We start from the raw sequence: 16,135 nt of genomic DNA, 5'->3' as shown, positions 1-16,135 counted from the left end.
GTGTCGCACCGCGGCTAGGCTGCCCCATCCAGTCCCAACTGGGAAGCATTAGCCAGCAGGCCTTCGCGACAAATTTTTATATCTTCATCGTTTCCGAGCAATTCGAAACGATATACATAGGGCACCTTACATTTGGCGCTGATGACGTCACCAGCCTTGCCAAAATCGGCGCCGAAGTTGCTATTTCCTCCGGCGATAACCGCCCGAATAAAACTGCGGTTGTGCTCATTATTAAGGAATCTAATTACCTGCACCGGTACGGGCCGGGAGTTTTGGTGGCTAATGGAAGCTCCTCCGCCGTAGGTGGGACACACCAAGACGAAAGGCTCGTTGACCACTAGCGGCTCATCGGTGCGGCGCAGGGGGATTCGCGCGCTAGGGAAACCTAGCTTCTGCACGAACCGGTGCGTATTTTCCGTAGTAGAGGAAAAATACACGACCAACATGACGGCACCTCCCTCCTCGGCTACTTACGCAGAGGCGGCTAGCTCGGCAAGGTTCTTGATGCGGTCGGGGCGGAAGCCGGACCAGTGCCCGCCGTTGGCTTCTACGACGGGTGCTTGGACGTAGCCCAGAGCCATAATGTAGTCACGGGCCTCATCGTCCACGGTGACATCTACCACGTTGTAATCCAGACCCGCGCGGTCAAGGGCCTTCTTGGTGGCATTGCACTGAACGCAAGCAGGCTTGGTGTAGACGGTGATAGACATAATAACTCCCTAAAATCCTTTTGCGAGATAGCTTTTGCTCGTAGAAAGCGGAGGTTCTGACCCCTTTTCAGGCCACTTCCTGCACCGCTCTGAGCGACACCAACGACACTATACTTTGGGGGAATTGACCGCAACTAACACAACATATAGTAGTTACACCCATGATATTCCCAGGAGGGCCAGGGGCGAGACCCCACATGTTGACCGCCCCGGCACCCAACCGTGAAACTACACGCCTGACATTCCTGCGGGTTTACCTTCTATTCACCTAAACATGTGGCAAAGTTCACATTCTGGCGTCGAAGCGTAGAAATAAAAAATCCGCCCCGCTCCAAATTCTCGGAGGAGGCGGACTTTCTTAAGTTTCAATTAGCCCTGACGGGCCTTGAAACGGGGATCCTTCTTGTTGATCACGAAGACCTTACCGTGGCGGCGAATAACCTGGGCGCCCGGCTTCTTCTTCAGCGACCGAAGGGACTTACGGACCTTCATCGGGCGCTCCTTTCGTTATGCGCAATCTACATGCGGTTGAGTAAATAAAGCACGGACTGGGAATCCCCAGCCATGACACGAGGAATAATTTTACCTCACGCGGCCATTAAGACCAAAACACTAGGACTTAATGGGGCGCGGATTCCCGCGAGTAGCGGGATTTCATCTCCTCGCCTACCTCATCCAGGCTACGTCCCATGGTCTCTGGTACCAAAATGCGGGTGTAGCCGATGGCGATGAGCCCCAGCACGCCAAAGACTCCAAAGGCCACCGGGCCGGTGAGCCACTCCACCAGCGGCAGGAAGTACTGGGCCACGGCCCAGTTGGTGGCCCACAGCGAGAGCCCGGCGATGCCCATGCCCAAGCCGCGTACCTGCAGGGGCACGAGCTCCGAGATGAGCAGCCAGGTCGTCGGCGAGACCGCTGCTTGCTGGAAGGCAATGAACGAGGCCATGAATACCAGTGAGACCATCGCCATCGTGGTGGAATCGGCTGCGTGCGAGTACGCCACGGACAAGATGAATAGCGAAATCACGTTGCCGGTCAGGCCGATAAGCAGCAGGCGCTTGCGGCCAATACGGTCGACCACCTTGAGGCCCACCCAGCAGGCGATGACGGAGACCACACCAATGACAATCGAGGTATAGACCGAGTTGGTGGTGGAAATTCCTACCTGGCTCATCATGGTGGGCGCGAAGTAGACGATGGCATTAACGCCAGTAATCTGCTGGGTCAGGCCCATCAGCATGGCGAGCAATACCGTCACTTGCATCCAGCGATTGGCCTTCAGCGCCTTCCACTCGGAGCCGCTGGAACGACGCGCCGTCTCCTGGGAGGTAAGCTCCGCCAGATCCATCCCGGCGCGGCTTGCGACCTCGCGGGCCCGCGACATCTTATTGTGCGTGGCCAACCAGACTGGGGTTTCTGGCAAGAAGATCATCCCCACAGCCAGGGCCGCACCCGGTACGGCCGCAAGTCCCAGCATCCATTCCCAGCTTTCAGTGGGCGCGAGGGCCGAGTTCACCAGGTAGGCCAGCAACTGGCCTACCACGATCAACAGGGTATTCAGGGAGACCATGCGTCCGCGGATCTTGGCTGGCACCATCTCCGAGATATACATGGGCGAAACAATGGATACCGCACCGACGGCAAAGCCCAGGAAGGTACGGGCCGTGGCTAGCATGGTCACCGAGCCCGCCAGTGCACACCAGATGGAGCCCAAAACAAAGATGATGCCGCCGGCAATCAGCGTAAAGCGGCGGCCAAACCGGTCCGCAATGTGGCCTGCGGTCAAAGCACCTACCGCGGCACCTACCAGCAGCATGGAGGTCACCCACCCCTCTTGGTGGGCTGTCATATTAAATTCCGGGGTGATATACAGCAAAGCACCGGACATCACGCCGGTGTCGTATCCAAATAATAAACCGCCAAGGGCGGCAATTGCTGCAACTACCTTGACATAACTTTCTTTATTCACAGCACGCAATTGTGTCAGGAGACTACGATGAACGTCATGTCACCCGATGCCGAAAACTTGCAACAATCCATCATAAAACAGCTGGATGTACGCCCCTTTATCGATCCAGAAGAGGAAGTTGCCCGCCGCGTAGATTTCCTCGCGGAATACTTGGAACTGACCCGTGCCAAAGGCTACGTGCTAGGCATTTCCGGCGGCCAGGATTCCACCTTGGCGGGAAAGCTCGCCCAGATGGCAGTAGAGCGGGTAGAAGGCGCCGATTTTTGGGCCGTACGCCTGCCCCACGGCACGCAGGCCGATGAGGACGATGCCCAGATCGCCCTTGATTTCATCCACCCCGATCACCGGGTCACCGTTGATATTCAGCCGGCCACCGCGGCGCTGAGCCAAGAAGTGGCGCGCGCGGTGAACCAAGATTCCTTGAATGATTTCAATCGCGGCAATGCCAAGGCGCGCCTGCGCATGACCGCGCAATATGCCATCGCCGGCGAGGTGGGCGCGCTGGTTGTAGGTACGGATCACGCAGCCGAAAACGTCACCGCGTTCTATACCAAGTGGGGCGATGGCGCAGCGGATCTCCTCCCTTTGGCCGGGCTAAATAAGCGCCAAGGCGCGGCATTGCTCAAGCACTTAGGTGCGCCAGAGTCCACGTGGTCCAAGGTCCCTACCGCGGATTTGGAAGACGATAAACCGCAGCTTCCCGATGAAGAGGCGCTCGGCGTCACCTACGCCCACATCGATGACTACTTAGAGGGCAAGGCGGTTCCCGATGCCTCCCGCGAACGCATCGAAACCTTGTGGCACCGAGGTGGCCATAAGCGCCAGATGCCACAGGGTCCAACCAGCTAAGCCAGCGCCTCTAGCGTGGCGAGCGCCGCGCGCTCTAGCGGCCGGTTATACGCCGAGCCGTGGGTGAGCGCGTGTACTGCCAGTGGGTGCAGTTGGTGCATGGGAATCCAGGTCTCAATATCCTGCGGCGCCCCATAGCCGCGGAAGATTTCCTCTATATAGGGCGCGCCGAATAGCGCCAACATGCCCAAATCCGTGTGGGGATGTCCGCCGTGAGCGGCGGGGTCGATCATGATGCCACCCTGGGCATCGAAAAGCAGGTTGCCCGCCCACAGGTCACCGTGGATGCGTGCGGGGGCCACATCCCAGCTGCGGGCGGCGATCGCATCGCAAGCGCGCTTAACCAAGTCCCTTTGCGCGGTACTTATTCCGGCCGGCTCCGCAAAGGGCAGCACGCGCTGCTGGGCATAGAATTCACCCCAGTTATCGGTGGGCGTGCACTCCTGCTCGATGGTGCCGATGAAGTTTTTGCCTTCCCACCCCTCCGGCGCACTGCCAAAGGCCGGCGCCCCAGCGCGGTGCACGCGCGCGAGCTCTGCACCAAATTTTCGCGCGGCCTCTGAAGTGGGCACTACCTCGTTGATGCGTTCTGTAACGATTTCCTTGTCGTCGGCGCTAATTACTGTGGCTACCGCATCCGTGGCTTCACCCAACCACCGGAGGCCGGCAGCCTCAGCACCAGCTTGGTCTTTATCGCTTACTTGCTTCGCAAAGGTCTGCATATTGACCAGCATAACCGCTTCAGTAGCACACCAGGTTAGGACGGAAAAGTGATTACATATCCCACACCCTAATTGACAGCTTTTACCATTTAGTTTATTGGCCTACGGCGCACTAAGATGCTGCATATAAAGCATTTACCGAATGGTAAATTGTCTCTCTCGAATTGAAAAGGATAACTATGATCGGAATTAACAGTATTAAAAAGAAGATCGCCGGTGGTCTCCTCGCACTTGGTGCCGCCTTGACGATGGCCCAGTCTGCCAACGCAGCAGAGCCCCACGGAAAGGAAATGGTCACTTTCGGCGACTCTTTTTCCGCTAACGGCGGCGCCCCTGGGGACCGCGCAGCAGTCAGCCCCTTCTCTATCCCTGGTATTCCAGTCCACACGTGTGGCAATGACACCCACAACTGGCCACACCAAACCGCCCGGAATCTCGGCCACAGCCTTGCGGACTACACATGCAACGGAACCAGTTATTGGGTAGCTGCCCACGTCGAACACGCGATCCGTACCGGAAATATCGGCCCCGATACGAAAGAAGTCGCCTTCATGTATGGCGGCTTACAGCCTGGCTCCTATGTCGATGCACTGGCTAACGCCGCCGCCCCAAATATCCCTAAGGGCTCAACCTACCGCGGATTACTGACCGCACAATTCGATAAAATTCGGTCCGTCGCCCCGAATGCCCGCATCACAATGGTCAACTACATCCCGATGACGGTTAATGACACCCTCTGTGTGATCAATGACGACCGGATGCAGCTGCCACTGTCCATCCCTGGTGTTACTGGCGCCGAAGAAGAGTTCAACCGCGAAATCGGACGTGCCGCAGACTCCCTTGGCGTGAACTTCATCGATCTACACAACCAAGCGAAAACGCACGATCCTTGCCAGCCGGATACCAACCACCGGTGGGCTGTCATTGCTAAGACCCCCACGGCTCCTTCCGTGATGCCTATGCACCCAACTGATGTAGGGCACACAGGAATGGCAGGTATTATTACCAATGGTCTAAGGAACTAGGCCCTACCCCTCCCCTATTCCCAGAAAATAAACGCGGAGTAAAAGTGAAGCGTATTAATAAGCTCGCCGCAGCTGCTACTTTCATCACAGCGCTTGTGGGCACGAGTACCGTTGGCACAGCTGCAGTCCCAGGAAACACTGTTCTCGTTGGTGACAGTATTGTAGCCAACCCAACCTTCACCGACCATGCACTGAACAAGGCACATAAGAAGGCCAATACCGGAGTAGGTTGCGTTACCGATAACGCCATTGCCACTGAGATGAACAATGTTTCCGGTGCACACGTTGACCAGTACCAATGCGCAGGTGCCTCTTTAGCCACTGGCGGTATTCACGTCGATAATTCTCTCCGAAAGGCAGCAGAAGACGGCAACCTCAACCACGAGACCAAAAATGTCGTCATCGTTGCCGGCGCAAATGACACTTACCCCTACAAATCGGATATCGAGGCTTCCGACCGTGCGATTCGCGGTGGTCTCCGCAGTGCACTCGATATAGCCCACCAACATGCGCCAAATGCCAAGGTGACTGTCGTAGGTTACCCGCACATTACCCGGGAGAACACCACTTGCCTGACCTCTTCGATCATTCCCCTGCCTATCGCAGCCGTCTCTGATACAGAGCAGCGCCTGCAAAACACCCTGCGCGAAGTGTCCGAGCAAAACGGCGCAACATTCTTAGATGCACAGCCCATATCTGAAGGACATGACATGTGCTCCCCAGACCGCTGGTGGGTTAACCTCGTTGACCCAGTACCACCAGCTCCCGGCAACCTACCACTGCACCTTAATGCCCACGGCACCGCAGCTTATGGCCAGTTCATCGGCCACGCTCTGCAGTAAGTAGGAAGAAAATATCCCGCATAGTTTTGAACTATGCGGGATATTTTTATGAGTTTTCTGGTTAGTGGTTATTGATCCAATCGATGCCTGCCTGAAATTCAGCACCACCGTACTGCAGGTGCGCAAGTTGTCCGCGCAACAGGTTTATATTATCCATTGGGCCATGCTGCGCAGCCTCACCTACGATCTGCTGCAGAGGAAGCTTGCCGTGTACCGCGTCCACTTCCATGGACGGGGATACCAATCCCAGATATTCCTGTGGGTAGTTACAAATAATATCCTGCGGGTTGCAAACCTCAAGCACGTCAGCCCCCAGTTCGCCGTACCCACCGTCGAGGTGGCCTAGCGCGCCGGTCGCATTGGACATGTCATCGTGATACTGCGCAGCACCATTACCGCCTTGATACGGGTTGGCATAGAGGGCTGCAGATGCAAACCTATCTTTATCAAGTGGTCCGCGCCCGTGCGCTGCATCGTTGATGATGCGTGCGGAAATATCTGCTCCCTCGGAGTAGCCGACCAAGGAAATCTTACTATTCGGGCAATCATTCTGGATTTGCTGGATCTTAGCTGCCGTGCGGTTATATCCTTCGTTAGAAGAGTCAGAATATTTCGACACAGCAAATGGGAAGGCCTGGTAGCCCACAAAGGTGGCGTTCGTATCCGGCTGGAGTCCGAGCTTTACGCCCATCTGTCCGGTAATCAGACCGTGCGGAACATCCGAAGGTGCTGACGGAATAGTATTCGCTCCGCCAGGAACAAAAACGACCTGCTGATTAGCACACGTCGGAGCAGACATTGGGTTCCCAGGAATCGCCGCAGTGGCGGCGGGAGCAGAAAGTGCAAGTGCGGCTGCAGAGATTGCGCCAGCAGCCGCAGCTTTCACAGTAAGATCCATATGATTTCCCATTTTCAAAAAGGTTCCAACGGTTTACACGGGTTACATTACATGATTCTTTGTTAACAGGCGACACCACCAACACACGGTGAACCAGACGTGTTTTCGCATAAAAAATCCCGAGTCACCGTTCTTCAACGATGCCTCGGGACACTATATTGTGGAGCTAACGGGATTCGAACCCGTGACCCCCACACTGCCAGTGTGGTGCGCTACCAGCTGCGCCATAGCCCCATATACGAGGTGCAACCCTGTGGGCCGCAACTCGTATGAATATACATGGCGAGTATTTAACTCACCAAATCGCCTGCTACTTGGTGGCGACGTCTACCCAGTCATTCAAAGACTGACCAGAATCCTTATCCGGAATATCCTTGCCGTTTTGGACAACGCGCGGCGAGGAAACGGAGTCGGTTTCCTTTTTCAGCTTGTCTGAGTTTGCCTTGCCAACCTTATTACCTTGCTCGATATCCACGTTCTTGATGGAATCAACCACGGCATCCTCGGCGCCGAGCTCCTTCGCTTGGTCAGCGATGTCCTCGATGTCCCACTTGGTGGCAACGCTCTGCTGGTTCTGCATCATGTAGTCGCGCAAATTCCAGTAGGTCTTCACATCGCCGGACTTAGCTAGTTCCGACAAGGCTGCCGCAGCCTTAGTGGAGTAGCCATCATTGTTTTCATCACGCACCTTGTCCAAGAAATTCAGTGTGCGCACGTGGACGACCAGCTTGCCATCCTCAATCGCCTGCTTCATCTCCTCATCGGTGCTTTCCGCCAACTCCGCGCAGTGGGGGCAGGAGAAGTCTTCGTAGAGATCTACTTCTGGAGTATCGTCATTGGCCGCATCGGACTTCAGGGTAATCGCGTTGTCCTTATAGTCCATGGACATATTGACCTCGATTTCATTGGCTTGCTTGCCATTCCACACGATGTAGCCAATGACCACGGCGATAATAACGAGGAGGACGCCGACGCCCCAGATGAAACCATTGCCAGACTTGGCATTTGGGTCACTTACTTTGCTCATTTAAACCTTGCCTGTTGATACTTTCGGACTCTTTCAACCTACTGTGCCCACCACTACGGGTGGAGCGCAAATTTCGTGAACGGGCGTTTGATGGTCCATGCGGTAAGGGCGAGGAAGGCGGCATCGCGAAGCAGCGTCAGCCCGTAGTTCATGCCGGGCTCCGCAGCAGCATCACCAGCACCAAAGCACCCGCAATCGATGTCCAGCCCACGCAGCCATGCCTGGAGAATGCCGACCATGAAAAGCACCATGACCACGGCCGCAACTTTGGAGGACTCGCGGAGGAAAATCCCCAGCAGAAGGAGCATTCCGCCCACCAGCTCTAGCGGGCCAATGAGCTGGACCAAATACCCAGACCATTCGGGCGTGAAAATCTCATAGGCCTCGATAGATTGCATGGTGTCCAGCGGGTGGGCCATCTTCTCTACGCCGGCGATGATCCACACCGCGGCCATGCCAAAGCGAGCAATAAAGCTCACCACATCAAACGTCTTGTTCACGCCAGTTAGTTTAGCGTTTAACCTCCCTTTTTCAGATACAATGCCCTGTGCTTTTCCTGAGACTTCGCCCACTATGATGGGCCCCATGCCGCACTTCCTCATCGCCGGGTCCGGTGCCGCGCTCGGCGCCGGTGCCCGCTATCTCTTAACTATCGCGCTCGGCGGCGGGCTGATCCCGCTGCTTATCCTCAACATCGTCGGCAGCGCGCTGATGGGATATACCCGCCCCGGGCCTTTCTGGGGCACCGGATTCTTGGGCGGTTTTACCAGCTTTGCTGGCTTTGCTTTCTTCACCGCAGATTCCCACTGGAGCATCGCCCTGGCCTATGTCGCGGCCACGCTCGTGGGCTGCACCGCCGCCTACCTCGCTGGGGATAAGCTGCGATGAACCTGCTCTTCGTCCTTATCGGCGGTTTTCTCGGCGGCGCGGCGCGCTACGGTTTTACCCGCCTGCTGCCCTCGCCGTATTGCACCTTCGTATCCAATATCCTGGGCTCCTTGGTTTTTGGCTTGGCGGTGGGCTTTTCGCAGCTTGCCGATGCCCCCTTCACCCATCCCCTCTTCGCCCTCGGCCTCGCCGGTGGACTTTCCACCTGGTCCACCATGGCGAAAGAGCTAGGGGAAATGGTCAAACAGCGGCAATGGTGGCCCCTATGCAAATACCTCTTTTGGACCATCGGGATCGGAGTGGTTTTAGCCTGGCGCGGGGTGATGTGGGCTGGACTTATCTATCACGGGATCTAGGTACGCAATTCCCAGCTCGCTCCTAGATAGATTGGACCAGCGCAGGCCTACGATTTCTCTGTGTGAACTTCTTTATGAACCTGCCATTGGCCGAGCCCGTCAACGGCGTCATATTCCTCCTCATCCTCGCGGTAGCGGCGATCGTTGTTATCACCCAAAAGAAAATCTGGCCGATACTTTTCGCCCTCGTCCTCTGCGCCATTGGGTGGTTCTTCCTCCGGCACTGGGAAGTACCCTGGCACATCTATCTAGCCGCGGTAGTTCCCTTGGCCGCACTCCTGCGCAGGCCCAAGGTGATCACGGTCGTGGTGGGAATCTTTTCCCTCTTGGCCACCGTCGGGCTAGTCAATATGGAATATCAAACCTATCCAGACGTCGGCTCCCTCGACCCGCGCCCTGTGGCGAAGGAAATGGACTATGACGAGTTCACCACCACCCATTCCGGCGCCGCCCTCGTCCACGTCGATCTGCCCAGCGCAACGTCCCACTTCTCCGCGCGCACCGCCACCGCGTATATCCCGCCTGCATACTGGACGGATCACAACCTCCCGGTTCTGGTCCTTCTCCACGGCAACCCCGGCGGCCCGGATCAATGGTTTGGTTCGGGCGAAGCGGACGAAACCGCCGATCAATTCCAAGCGGCCAATGGCGGGCGCAGCCCCATCGTCATCGCCGTCGATGCCACCGGTTCCGAGACCGCGAACCCCATCTGCGCCGATAGCGATGTCGCCCAAGTCATGACCTACCTCACCCGCGATGTTCCCAAAGATATAAAGTCAAAGTTCCAAGTCAACAACGATCAGCACACCTGGACCGTTGGCGGGCTAAGTTACGGCGGCACCTGCGCGCTGCAAATAGCTACCACCCATCCGAATGCCTACGGCTCCGTTATCGATATCTCCGGCGAGGCCGAGCCGACCATTGGCAACCATTCCGCCACCGTTAATAAGTTTTTCCACGGCGATGAATCCGCCTATAACAACCAAGACCCCGCCTACCTCTTGGAGCGCAACCGCTACGACAACCTTCAGGCCATCTTCATCGCCGGTGATGACGATGCCGCATCCGTCAACGCCCTGCGCTCGCTATCAGATAAAGCTCGGGCAGCCGGAATGAAAACCTATTACGGCACGCGGCCGGGTGGGCACTCCTTCCAGGTCTGGCGCCCCGCGCTACGCGAATCCTTTGCTTGGGCCGCTGCCCGCGGCGGCATCAAGGTAGAAACAGATCCGTTCGATGGGATTAACAATGTCCATTCTTAAAAAGCTTCCCGTTTCCATCGCTCTGCTGGCCATCATGTGGTCGCTACACCTCGTCGATTTTCCCCTCAAACCGTGGCTTGCGCTCACCACCGCTCACCCGGGTGCTTCCATCATCATTACCGTGCTCATCGCCACCTGGCTCGCCCCGGCCGAGTGGCTCCTCGGTTCCACCTATACCCTCACCACCGGGCTGGCGGCGACGGCGATTGGAGTGCCGATAACGCTGGGCATCGCCAAGCACTGGCCCAATAGCACCGACTTCCTCAGTCCGATTGGATTCATCGTAGGCGCGGCCGGGTTCGCCTCCGCGTTCATGCCCCGCCTGTGGCGCCGCCGCCTCCGAATTTCCATTCTTTCCCTGACCGCCACGTACGTGCTGTACGCGGGCGCGCTTTCCGATGTCCTCGGTATCACTACCGCCGCCCTATCCATCGCCGCCGGCCAGCTGCTCGCCAAACCCGCACCCGGTACGCCGACCGTCCGCGAACAACGCGTGCTCATCGCCGTCTGCGTCGCCTGCGTTGCGATAGGCCCCGCCTTCATCGCCCTGGATCCGTTGGCGCAAGGCCCATTTTCCGATGTCACGCGCCTGCTCTGGCAAGATAGCCGCGGAATCGGGCCCGTGGTAGCCAACCTGCTGCCGCTCATCCTGCAACTTGTCTTTTGCTTCGGCCTCGTGCGCGGGCGCATCACCGCCTGGTGGCTCGCAGTCTTATCGCAGGTAGCGGCCCTTGCCCTGCTCACCTATAGGCTGTCTTTCCTCCCCGAGCTCATCCCCGTCATGCTGCCTTGGCTTACCGTGCTCGCAATCCTGCTCATTAACCGGCGGCTATTTCCCACCCACGAAAACCGCGCCTACCTCCTGCGTACAGCTCTTTTAAGCGCCGGCATCGCCGCATGCGGATCGGTGCTTTGGATTCTCATCGCTCAGCTGCACGCCCCGCTGCCGAACGTGCTCGCGGAAACCCCGCTGCGCTTCCTGCCCACCGTGGTGGCCTTGATACTTCCCCACCACGTAATCCCCACGTCCTCCCTCGCCTGGTTCTTCTACGAGTGGATAGGAAATACCTTCTGGATCTTTGTCGCTTTCCGCCTGTATCGCGGCTTCTCCCGGCCCACCGATCCAGCGAACGAGGCAGATCTCCGCATAGCGCGCCGCTTGCTCGAATCCGGCACGGGCGACCACCTCTCCTTTATGACCCTGTGGAAATCCAACCGCTACTTCTTCCACGGCGATTCCTACGTGGCCTACCGCGTCTCCAACGGCGTCGCCCTCACCCTAGGCACACCCGTGGGCCGCGATATCAGCACCGAATTCGCCACCTTCGCCTCCAACCAGGGTTGGTCCGTGGCTTGGTATTCCGTCAACGCGGACTTCGCCGCCGCCCACCCAGAACTCAAGCGCGTCCACGTTGCCGAAGAGGCCGTCTTGCCCTGCCGCACAGAGTTCAAGGGAAAGAAATTCCAGAACGTGCGCACCGCCCGCAATAAAGCAACCAAGGAAGGAATTCGCACCCGCTGGACCAGTTGGGCTGAACTCGACCTGACCACCATCGCCAAGATCACCGCGCTCAGCGAGGAATGGGTAGCAGAAAAGGCGCTGCCCGAAATGGGATTTACCTTAGGCGGGCTAGAAGAGATGAAGGTCCCCGGCACTCGCCTGCTGCTTGCCGAAGCCCAGGACGGCACCCTCCACGGCGTCACCAGCTGGATGCCTGTCTTCGAAAACGGCTCCATCGCGGGCTATACCCTCGACGTCATGCGCCGCAACGAGCACGGTTTCAAGGGAGTTATGGAACTGCTCATCTCAGAAGCCTTGCTCATCGCACACTCCGAGGGCTCTACCTGGATCTCCTTATCCGGCGCCCCTCTGGCCGGGCAAGCACCGTCGCCCTCCTGGCTCGACAATCTCTTGCAGCGCCTAGGCAATGAGGTCGAGCCCTTCTACGGATTCCACAGCCTGGCGGCAAGCAAAAAGAAGTTCCAGCCCGAAGAGCACCCATGGTTCCTGTGCTACGACGACGAGCTGAAACTTCCTAATATCGGTCTAGCGACGATGCACGCCTACCTTCCAGACCTCAAGACCACGGATGCGGTCAAGGCCTGGATATCCAGGCATTAATCCGCAATCGCCTCCAGCGGCGGCGTCTTTGCCGCGCGTTGCGATGGCCATACCGCTGCAATGATGCCCACAACTGCGGATCCCAGCAGCATGGTTACCAACATGCCCCACGGAACCTCGGCGCCGCCAAGGCCCTGATCATTCAAGATCTCAATGAAGGACCACCCCAAGCCGAGGCCAATGAGAATGCCCATGATTGCGCCGAAAAGCGAAATCTGGACCGACTCCAGAGTGATCATCCTGCGAATTTGGCGGCGCTGCGTACCCACCGCACGCAACATGCCGATCTCCTGGCGGCGCTCGATAACGCCCAAGGTCAAGGTATTGACAATGCCCAGTACCGCGATGATCACGGCTAGTGCAAGAAGACCGTAGAGAATGGCCAGCATCTGGTCAATGAAGCCAGCAGCCTGACCCGCATATTCCTTACCGGTATTGACCTGTACCACCACGAGATCCTTGACAGCATCCTCGAGGTTCTGGCGCAACTCTTCCTTGTCATAGCCTTCTTGGCCTAATACGCCCACCATCTGCACGGAGAATTCACCGTCAGCGGCGACCTGTTCTGCCACGTCCTGCGAAACCACCATATTTTGAATGGTCTCGATGGGCTCAAAGGTACCGACCAGTTTCGCTTCCGCGGTCTTGCCTGGTTCGCTTCCGGTGACCTCGTAGGTTTCTCCTACCTTCCAGCCATTTTCTTTGGCGAAGTCTTCTGTGGCGGCAAAGCCACCTTCAATATTGGCATCGCCTTCCACCATGTTCATCGCCAGCATCGCGGTCGGGTCAGCATCTACCGTCACGGTGAACAAACCGCCGGCGCCAAAGTCCAAGGAGGCCTGACCGTCCACGGCAACCGGGGCCGAGCCAACGGTAATGACCTTATCCACACCGTCTGCCTCTGCGGCACGCGCACCGGTTTCCTTCGGCGTCGGGAAGCTTCCGGAGCTTGGACCGGACAAAATATAGTCCGATGTAATAGTTTGGTCCACCGTATCCGAGATGGAAGCCTTCATCGTCTGCCCCAGCATGCCGATGCTCGTGACCAATGCCACACCCAGGGTTAGGGCAAAGGCCGTAGCGGCGGTGCGGCGCGGGTTACGCCGCGAGTTAGTAGCAGCCAGCTTGCCGATGGACCCGAAAGGCGCACCAATAGCCTTGCCCAGTGTTGGCACCAGTGGCAAAGAGAGCGCGGGCCCAGCCAGGAAGAAACCAATAATTACTCCGACGGCGCCGAGGCCGACGAGAATGGCGCGGACGTTCGTTTCGGCATCGCTAAGCACGCCCGCAAACGCCGCAATAATACCGCCGATCATGAGGATCGCACCGAAAATCGTGCGGACCTTTAAAGAAGAGCCGGAGGCAGACTCCGTCGTGCGCATCGCCTCGACCGGTTCCACAGCACCCGCGCGCCGCGCAGGAGCCCACGCGGAGACCACGGTGACAATCGTGCCCAAAATAATGGGGACCACCACGGCCGCAACACTCAAGCCCAAGCCGCCGCCGATGTCCATACCGTTGGCGCCCATAATTGCCTTGATAACAGCGACTAATCCCACGCCGGCAAGAACACCGACGATGGAACCCAGTACGCCAACGATGACAGATTCCACCACAACAGAATTGGTGATCTGGCGACGCGAAGCGCCCAAAGCGCGCAGCAGAGCAAACTCCTTAATGCGCTGGGCCACGATCATGGAAAACGTATTGGCAATAATAAAGGTACCCACCAACAAGGCGATAAGACCAAAGGCAACGAGGAAGTAGTTCACAAACTTCAAGGCCTCAGTCATTGCTTCACTGGTTTGCTCTGCCAGACGCTCGCCGGACTCGGCTTTGATGTCGAACTTGTCATTGAGGTCATCGACAAGCGCATTCGCATCTACGCCATCAGCGGCAGAGACCTTCAGCTGGGAGGGATCACCAAATCGTCCTAGGTAATCAACCTCGCCCATCCGCAGCTCGATGCTATCGCCCTGCTCCACCGGCGGCTCCACGATGCCTGTGACCCTAACCTCATCCTGGCTATCCGGATGAACCACCAAAAGCTTCTGGCCAACGGAAATATCGTATTTCTCCGCAGCAGAGGAATTGATCGTTACCTCATCTATGGCTTTTGGCTCATCGCCTTCAACCAGCTCACTAGATCCACCGACGGTTTTATCCGCGGGGTAATACGGCACAACGCTCGCAGTACCACTTTGGGTTTGGAAAGCCTCCGAATTTTCATCGGCAACAACCACGGTCTGCGAGTCAGCGACGTTGATGTTTTTAACCGCGGGATCATCAAGCAGCTGTTGGCGCAGCACTTCATCCAGCTTCTGGTCACTATCATCGTTCTCACTAACTACTGCGTCTACACCGCGGAATTGGTTATCCACCGCGGAATCAAAAGTAGCCTTCAAAGAGTTAGTGAACATGAAAGAGCCAGCAATAAAGGCGGTGCCTAAAACCACCGCCAAAATTGTCAGCCCAAGGCGCAACTTATGCGCCAAAATATTGCGCACGGACACCCTGCGCATTGCGTTTCCGCGTGCCATTTAACCCTCAATCTCTGCCATTACATTGTGAATGGCCTCCATCGTCGGATCCTGCAGTTCGTTAACGAGCTTGCCGTCAGCAAGGAAAACTACGCGATCAGCATAAGACGCCGCCTTGGCATCATGCGTCACAATAACCACAGTCTGGTCATCCTGATCCACCGCAGTGCGCAGAATATCCAGCACCTCAGCCGAAGAATTGGAGTCCAAGTTACCCGTAGGCTCATCTCCAAAAATAATCTCCGGCCGCGACACTAAAGCGCGAGCACATGCCACACGCTGCTGCTGACCACCAGACAATTCCGCCGGACGGTGCTCCAAACGCTCCGCCAGCCCCAAGCGGCGGGTGACTTCTTCAAACCATTGCTTGTCGACGTCCTTACCTGCAATGTCCGTCGGCAGCGAAATGTTTTCCGCAGCCGTCAAGGTAGGAACCAAGTTGAAAGACTGGAAAATGAATCCCAGGCGATCACGGCGCAGCGCCGTAATGTCTTTGTCATTGAGATGAGACATATCGGTATCCCCGATGAACGCCGAACCAGAAGTAGCAGAGTCTAAGCCTGCCATCGTGTGCATCAACGTCGACTTGCCCGAACCCGAGGGGCCCATAATGGCCGTGAATTGGTTCTTTCCAAACTCGATGGACACGTGATCAAGGGCGATAACGGCTGTGTCATCGCTTCCGTATTGTTTAAACAAGTCAACGGCGCGTGCCGCGGCATCAGTCATAAAGCGTGTTCTCCTTGTAAATGGGAAATTACCTTTCTACATAGTAACCCGCTCATTCGCTGCGTCCCATCATCCCATGGGCTGAATTGGGCGCACTGGTGTGGTGGTGCTGGGTTGGTGGTTCTTATTTTTTGTTGTTGTGTTTGTTTCTTTTGTGTGTGAGGAATTGTTTCCAGGTGTAGTGCCAGTGTGTGTT

At 57.0% G+C, this 16,135-nt stretch carries 17 protein-coding genes and 1 tRNA gene; 7 read left to right on the top strand and 11 right to left on the bottom strand.

Annotated elements, in window-relative coordinates; translation table 11 throughout:
- Positions 1-14: 14 nt before the first annotated feature.
- From nrdI to ABRP88_RS02665, 4 genes are all read right to left on the bottom strand, one after another.
- Positions 15-446 carry a class Ib ribonucleoside-diphosphate reductase assembly flavoprotein NrdI gene (nrdI, locus tag ABRP88_RS02680; protein WP_284771044.1) on the bottom strand — a complete coding sequence of 144 codons (432 nt, stop codon included), beginning with the start codon at positions 444-446 and terminating at the stop codon, positions 15-17.
- Positions 447-470: 24 nt separating this feature from the next.
- Positions 471-710 carry a glutaredoxin-like protein NrdH gene (nrdH, locus tag ABRP88_RS02675; protein WP_284771043.1) on the bottom strand — a complete coding sequence of 80 codons (240 nt, stop codon included), beginning with the start codon at positions 708-710 and terminating at the stop codon, positions 471-473.
- A 369-nt stretch (positions 711-1,079) separates the two neighbouring features.
- Complete coding sequence (gene ykgO, locus ABRP88_RS02670; RefSeq protein ID WP_003847162.1) at positions 1,080-1,202, bottom strand: type B 50S ribosomal protein L36; 123 nt, start codon at positions 1,200-1,202, stop codon at positions 1,080-1,082.
- A 127-nt stretch (positions 1,203-1,329) separates the two neighbouring features.
- The gene (locus ABRP88_RS02665; RefSeq protein ID WP_349836051.1) at positions 1,330-2,679 is read right to left on the bottom strand and encodes a sugar porter family MFS transporter; all 1,350 of its coding nucleotides are present in this window, start codon (positions 2,677-2,679) and stop codon (positions 1,330-1,332) included.
- A 27-nt stretch (positions 2,680-2,706) separates the two neighbouring features.
- Here ABRP88_RS02665 and nadE point away from each other — a divergent pair, with 27 nt between their 5' ends.
- Positions 2,707-3,528 (top strand): NAD(+) synthase, encoded by an 822-nt coding sequence (gene nadE / locus ABRP88_RS02660; RefSeq protein ID WP_349836050.1) that lies wholly within the window; start codon positions 2,707-2,709, stop codon positions 3,526-3,528.
- Here the strand turns inward: nadE and ABRP88_RS02655 are convergent.
- A complete protein-coding gene (locus tag ABRP88_RS02655; protein WP_284771040.1) occupies positions 3,525-4,262 on the bottom strand; it encodes a fructosamine kinase family protein in 738 nt (245 codons plus the stop codon). The genes nadE and ABRP88_RS02655 overlap by 4 nt on opposite strands.
- Positions 4,263-4,429: 167 nt before the next feature.
- On the opposite strand from ABRP88_RS02655, the gene ABRP88_RS02650 reads away from it, so the two are divergent.
- Both ABRP88_RS02650 and ABRP88_RS02645 read left to right on the top strand, forming a co-directional pair.
- The gene (locus tag ABRP88_RS02650; protein ID WP_284771039.1) at positions 4,430-5,275 is read left to right on the top strand and encodes a GDSL-type esterase/lipase family protein; all 846 of its coding nucleotides are present in this window, start codon (positions 4,430-4,432) and stop codon (positions 5,273-5,275) included.
- A 44-nt stretch (positions 5,276-5,319) separates the two neighbouring features.
- Positions 5,320-6,117: a GDSL-type esterase/lipase family protein gene (locus ABRP88_RS02645; RefSeq protein ID WP_284783333.1), complete on the top strand. Its 798-nt coding sequence runs from the start codon at positions 5,320-5,322 to the stop codon at positions 6,115-6,117.
- Positions 6,118-6,178: 61 nt separating this feature from the next.
- On the opposite strand, the gene ABRP88_RS02640 is transcribed toward ABRP88_RS02645, so the two are convergent.
- From ABRP88_RS02640 to ABRP88_RS02625, 4 genes are all read right to left on the bottom strand, one after another.
- The gene (locus tag ABRP88_RS02640) at positions 6,179-7,015 is read right to left on the bottom strand and encodes a cutinase family protein (RefSeq protein WP_284783332.1); all 837 of its coding nucleotides are present in this window, start codon (positions 7,013-7,015) and stop codon (positions 6,179-6,181) included.
- 161 nt (positions 7,016-7,176) lie between these two features.
- A tRNA-Ala gene (locus ABRP88_RS02635) sits at positions 7,177-7,249 on the bottom strand.
- A 76-nt stretch (positions 7,250-7,325) separates the two neighbouring features.
- On the bottom strand, positions 7,326-8,042 hold the full coding sequence (locus ABRP88_RS02630) for a DsbA family protein (protein ID WP_284771036.1): 717 nt from the start codon (positions 8,040-8,042) through the stop codon (positions 7,326-7,328).
- 53 nt (positions 8,043-8,095) lie between these two features.
- Entirely contained in the window at positions 8,096-8,542 is a 447-nt protein-coding gene (locus tag ABRP88_RS02625) for a MauE/DoxX family redox-associated membrane protein (protein WP_284771035.1), read from the bottom strand.
- An 85-nt stretch (positions 8,543-8,627) separates the two neighbouring features.
- Here ABRP88_RS02625 and ABRP88_RS02620 point away from each other — a divergent pair, with 85 nt between their 5' ends.
- The 4 genes from ABRP88_RS02620 to ABRP88_RS02605 all read left to right on the top strand — a co-directional run bounded on the left by ABRP88_RS02620 (position 8,628) and on the right by ABRP88_RS02605 (position 12,670).
- Positions 8,628-8,930, top strand: a complete 303-nt coding sequence (locus ABRP88_RS02620) for a fluoride efflux transporter family protein (RefSeq protein WP_239270137.1) — start codon at positions 8,628-8,630, stop codon at positions 8,928-8,930.
- A complete protein-coding gene (locus tag ABRP88_RS02615) occupies positions 8,927-9,286 on the top strand; it encodes a fluoride efflux transporter FluC (protein WP_239270136.1) in 360 nt (119 codons plus the stop codon). Before ABRP88_RS02620 ends, ABRP88_RS02615 begins: the two co-directional genes overlap by 4 nt.
- Positions 9,287-9,348: 62 nt before the next feature.
- Positions 9,349-10,548, top strand: a complete 1,200-nt coding sequence (locus ABRP88_RS02610; RefSeq protein WP_284771034.1) for an alpha/beta hydrolase — start codon at positions 9,349-9,351, stop codon at positions 10,546-10,548.
- Entirely contained in the window at positions 10,535-12,670 is a 2,136-nt protein-coding gene (locus ABRP88_RS02605) for a bifunctional lysylphosphatidylglycerol flippase/synthetase MprF (protein WP_349836048.1), read from the top strand. Before ABRP88_RS02610 ends, ABRP88_RS02605 begins: the two co-directional genes overlap by 14 nt.
- Here ABRP88_RS02605 and ABRP88_RS02600 read toward each other — a convergent pair.
- Both ABRP88_RS02600 and ABRP88_RS02595 read right to left on the bottom strand, forming a co-directional pair.
- Positions 12,667-15,210 carry an ABC transporter permease gene (locus ABRP88_RS02600; RefSeq protein ID WP_349836046.1) on the bottom strand — a complete coding sequence of 848 codons (2,544 nt, stop codon included), beginning with the start codon at positions 15,208-15,210 and terminating at the stop codon, positions 12,667-12,669. The genes ABRP88_RS02605 and ABRP88_RS02600 overlap by 4 nt on opposite strands.
- Positions 15,211-15,939, bottom strand: coding sequence for an ABC transporter ATP-binding protein (locus tag ABRP88_RS02595; RefSeq protein WP_284771031.1), 729 nt, complete (start codon positions 15,937-15,939; stop codon positions 15,211-15,213).
- Between the last annotated feature and the right edge of the window lie 196 nt (positions 15,940-16,135).

The sequence above is a fragment of the Corynebacterium sp. KPL2734 genome (assembly GCF_040225595.1).
GTDB lineage: Bacteria > Actinomycetota > Actinomycetes > Mycobacteriales > Mycobacteriaceae > Corynebacterium > Corynebacterium rhinophilum.
The sequence above is the reverse complement of the archived record's forward strand: the minus strand, read 5'-3'. Positions and strand labels throughout refer to the sequence as shown.

Bases quoted from the DNA above. Each gene is read 5' to 3' on its own strand.
- nadE (WP_349836050.1), top strand. From the start codon at position 2,707: ATGAACGTCATGTCACCCGATGCCGAAAACTTGCAACAATCCATCATA.
- ABRP88_RS02600 (WP_349836046.1), bottom strand. From the start codon at position 15,210: ATGGCACGCGGAAACGCAATGCGCAGGGTGTCCGTGCGCAATATTTTG.
- ABRP88_RS02640 (WP_284783332.1), bottom strand. From the start codon at position 7,015: ATGGATCTTACTGTGAAAGCTGCGGCTGCTGGCGCAATCTCTGCAGCC.
- nrdI (WP_284771044.1), bottom strand. From the start codon at position 446: ATGTTGGTCGTGTATTTTTCCTCTACTACGGAAAATACGCACCGGTTC.
- ABRP88_RS02655 (WP_284771040.1), bottom strand. From the start codon at position 4,262: ATGCTGGTCAATATGCAGACCTTTGCGAAGCAAGTAAGCGATAAAGAC.
- ABRP88_RS02650 (WP_284771039.1), top strand. From the start codon at position 4,430: ATGATCGGAATTAACAGTATTAAAAAGAAGATCGCCGGTGGTCTCCTC.
- ABRP88_RS02620 (WP_239270137.1), top strand. From the start codon at position 8,628: ATGCCGCACTTCCTCATCGCCGGGTCCGGTGCCGCGCTCGGCGCCGGT.
- ykgO (WP_003847162.1), bottom strand. From the start codon at position 1,202: ATGAAGGTCCGTAAGTCCCTTCGGTCGCTGAAGAAGAAGCCGGGCGCC.
- ABRP88_RS02630 (WP_284771036.1), bottom strand. From the start codon at position 8,042: ATGAGCAAAGTAAGTGACCCAAATGCCAAGTCTGGCAATGGTTTCATC.
- ABRP88_RS02595 (WP_284771031.1), bottom strand. From the start codon at position 15,939: ATGACTGATGCCGCGGCACGCGCCGTTGACTTGTTTAAACAATACGGA.
- nrdH (WP_284771043.1), bottom strand. From the start codon at position 710: ATGTCTATCACCGTCTACACCAAGCCTGCTTGCGTTCAGTGCAATGCC.
- ABRP88_RS02615 (WP_239270136.1), top strand. From the start codon at position 8,927: ATGAACCTGCTCTTCGTCCTTATCGGCGGTTTTCTCGGCGGCGCGGCG.
- ABRP88_RS02605 (WP_349836048.1), top strand. From the start codon at position 10,535: ATGTCCATTCTTAAAAAGCTTCCCGTTTCCATCGCTCTGCTGGCCATC.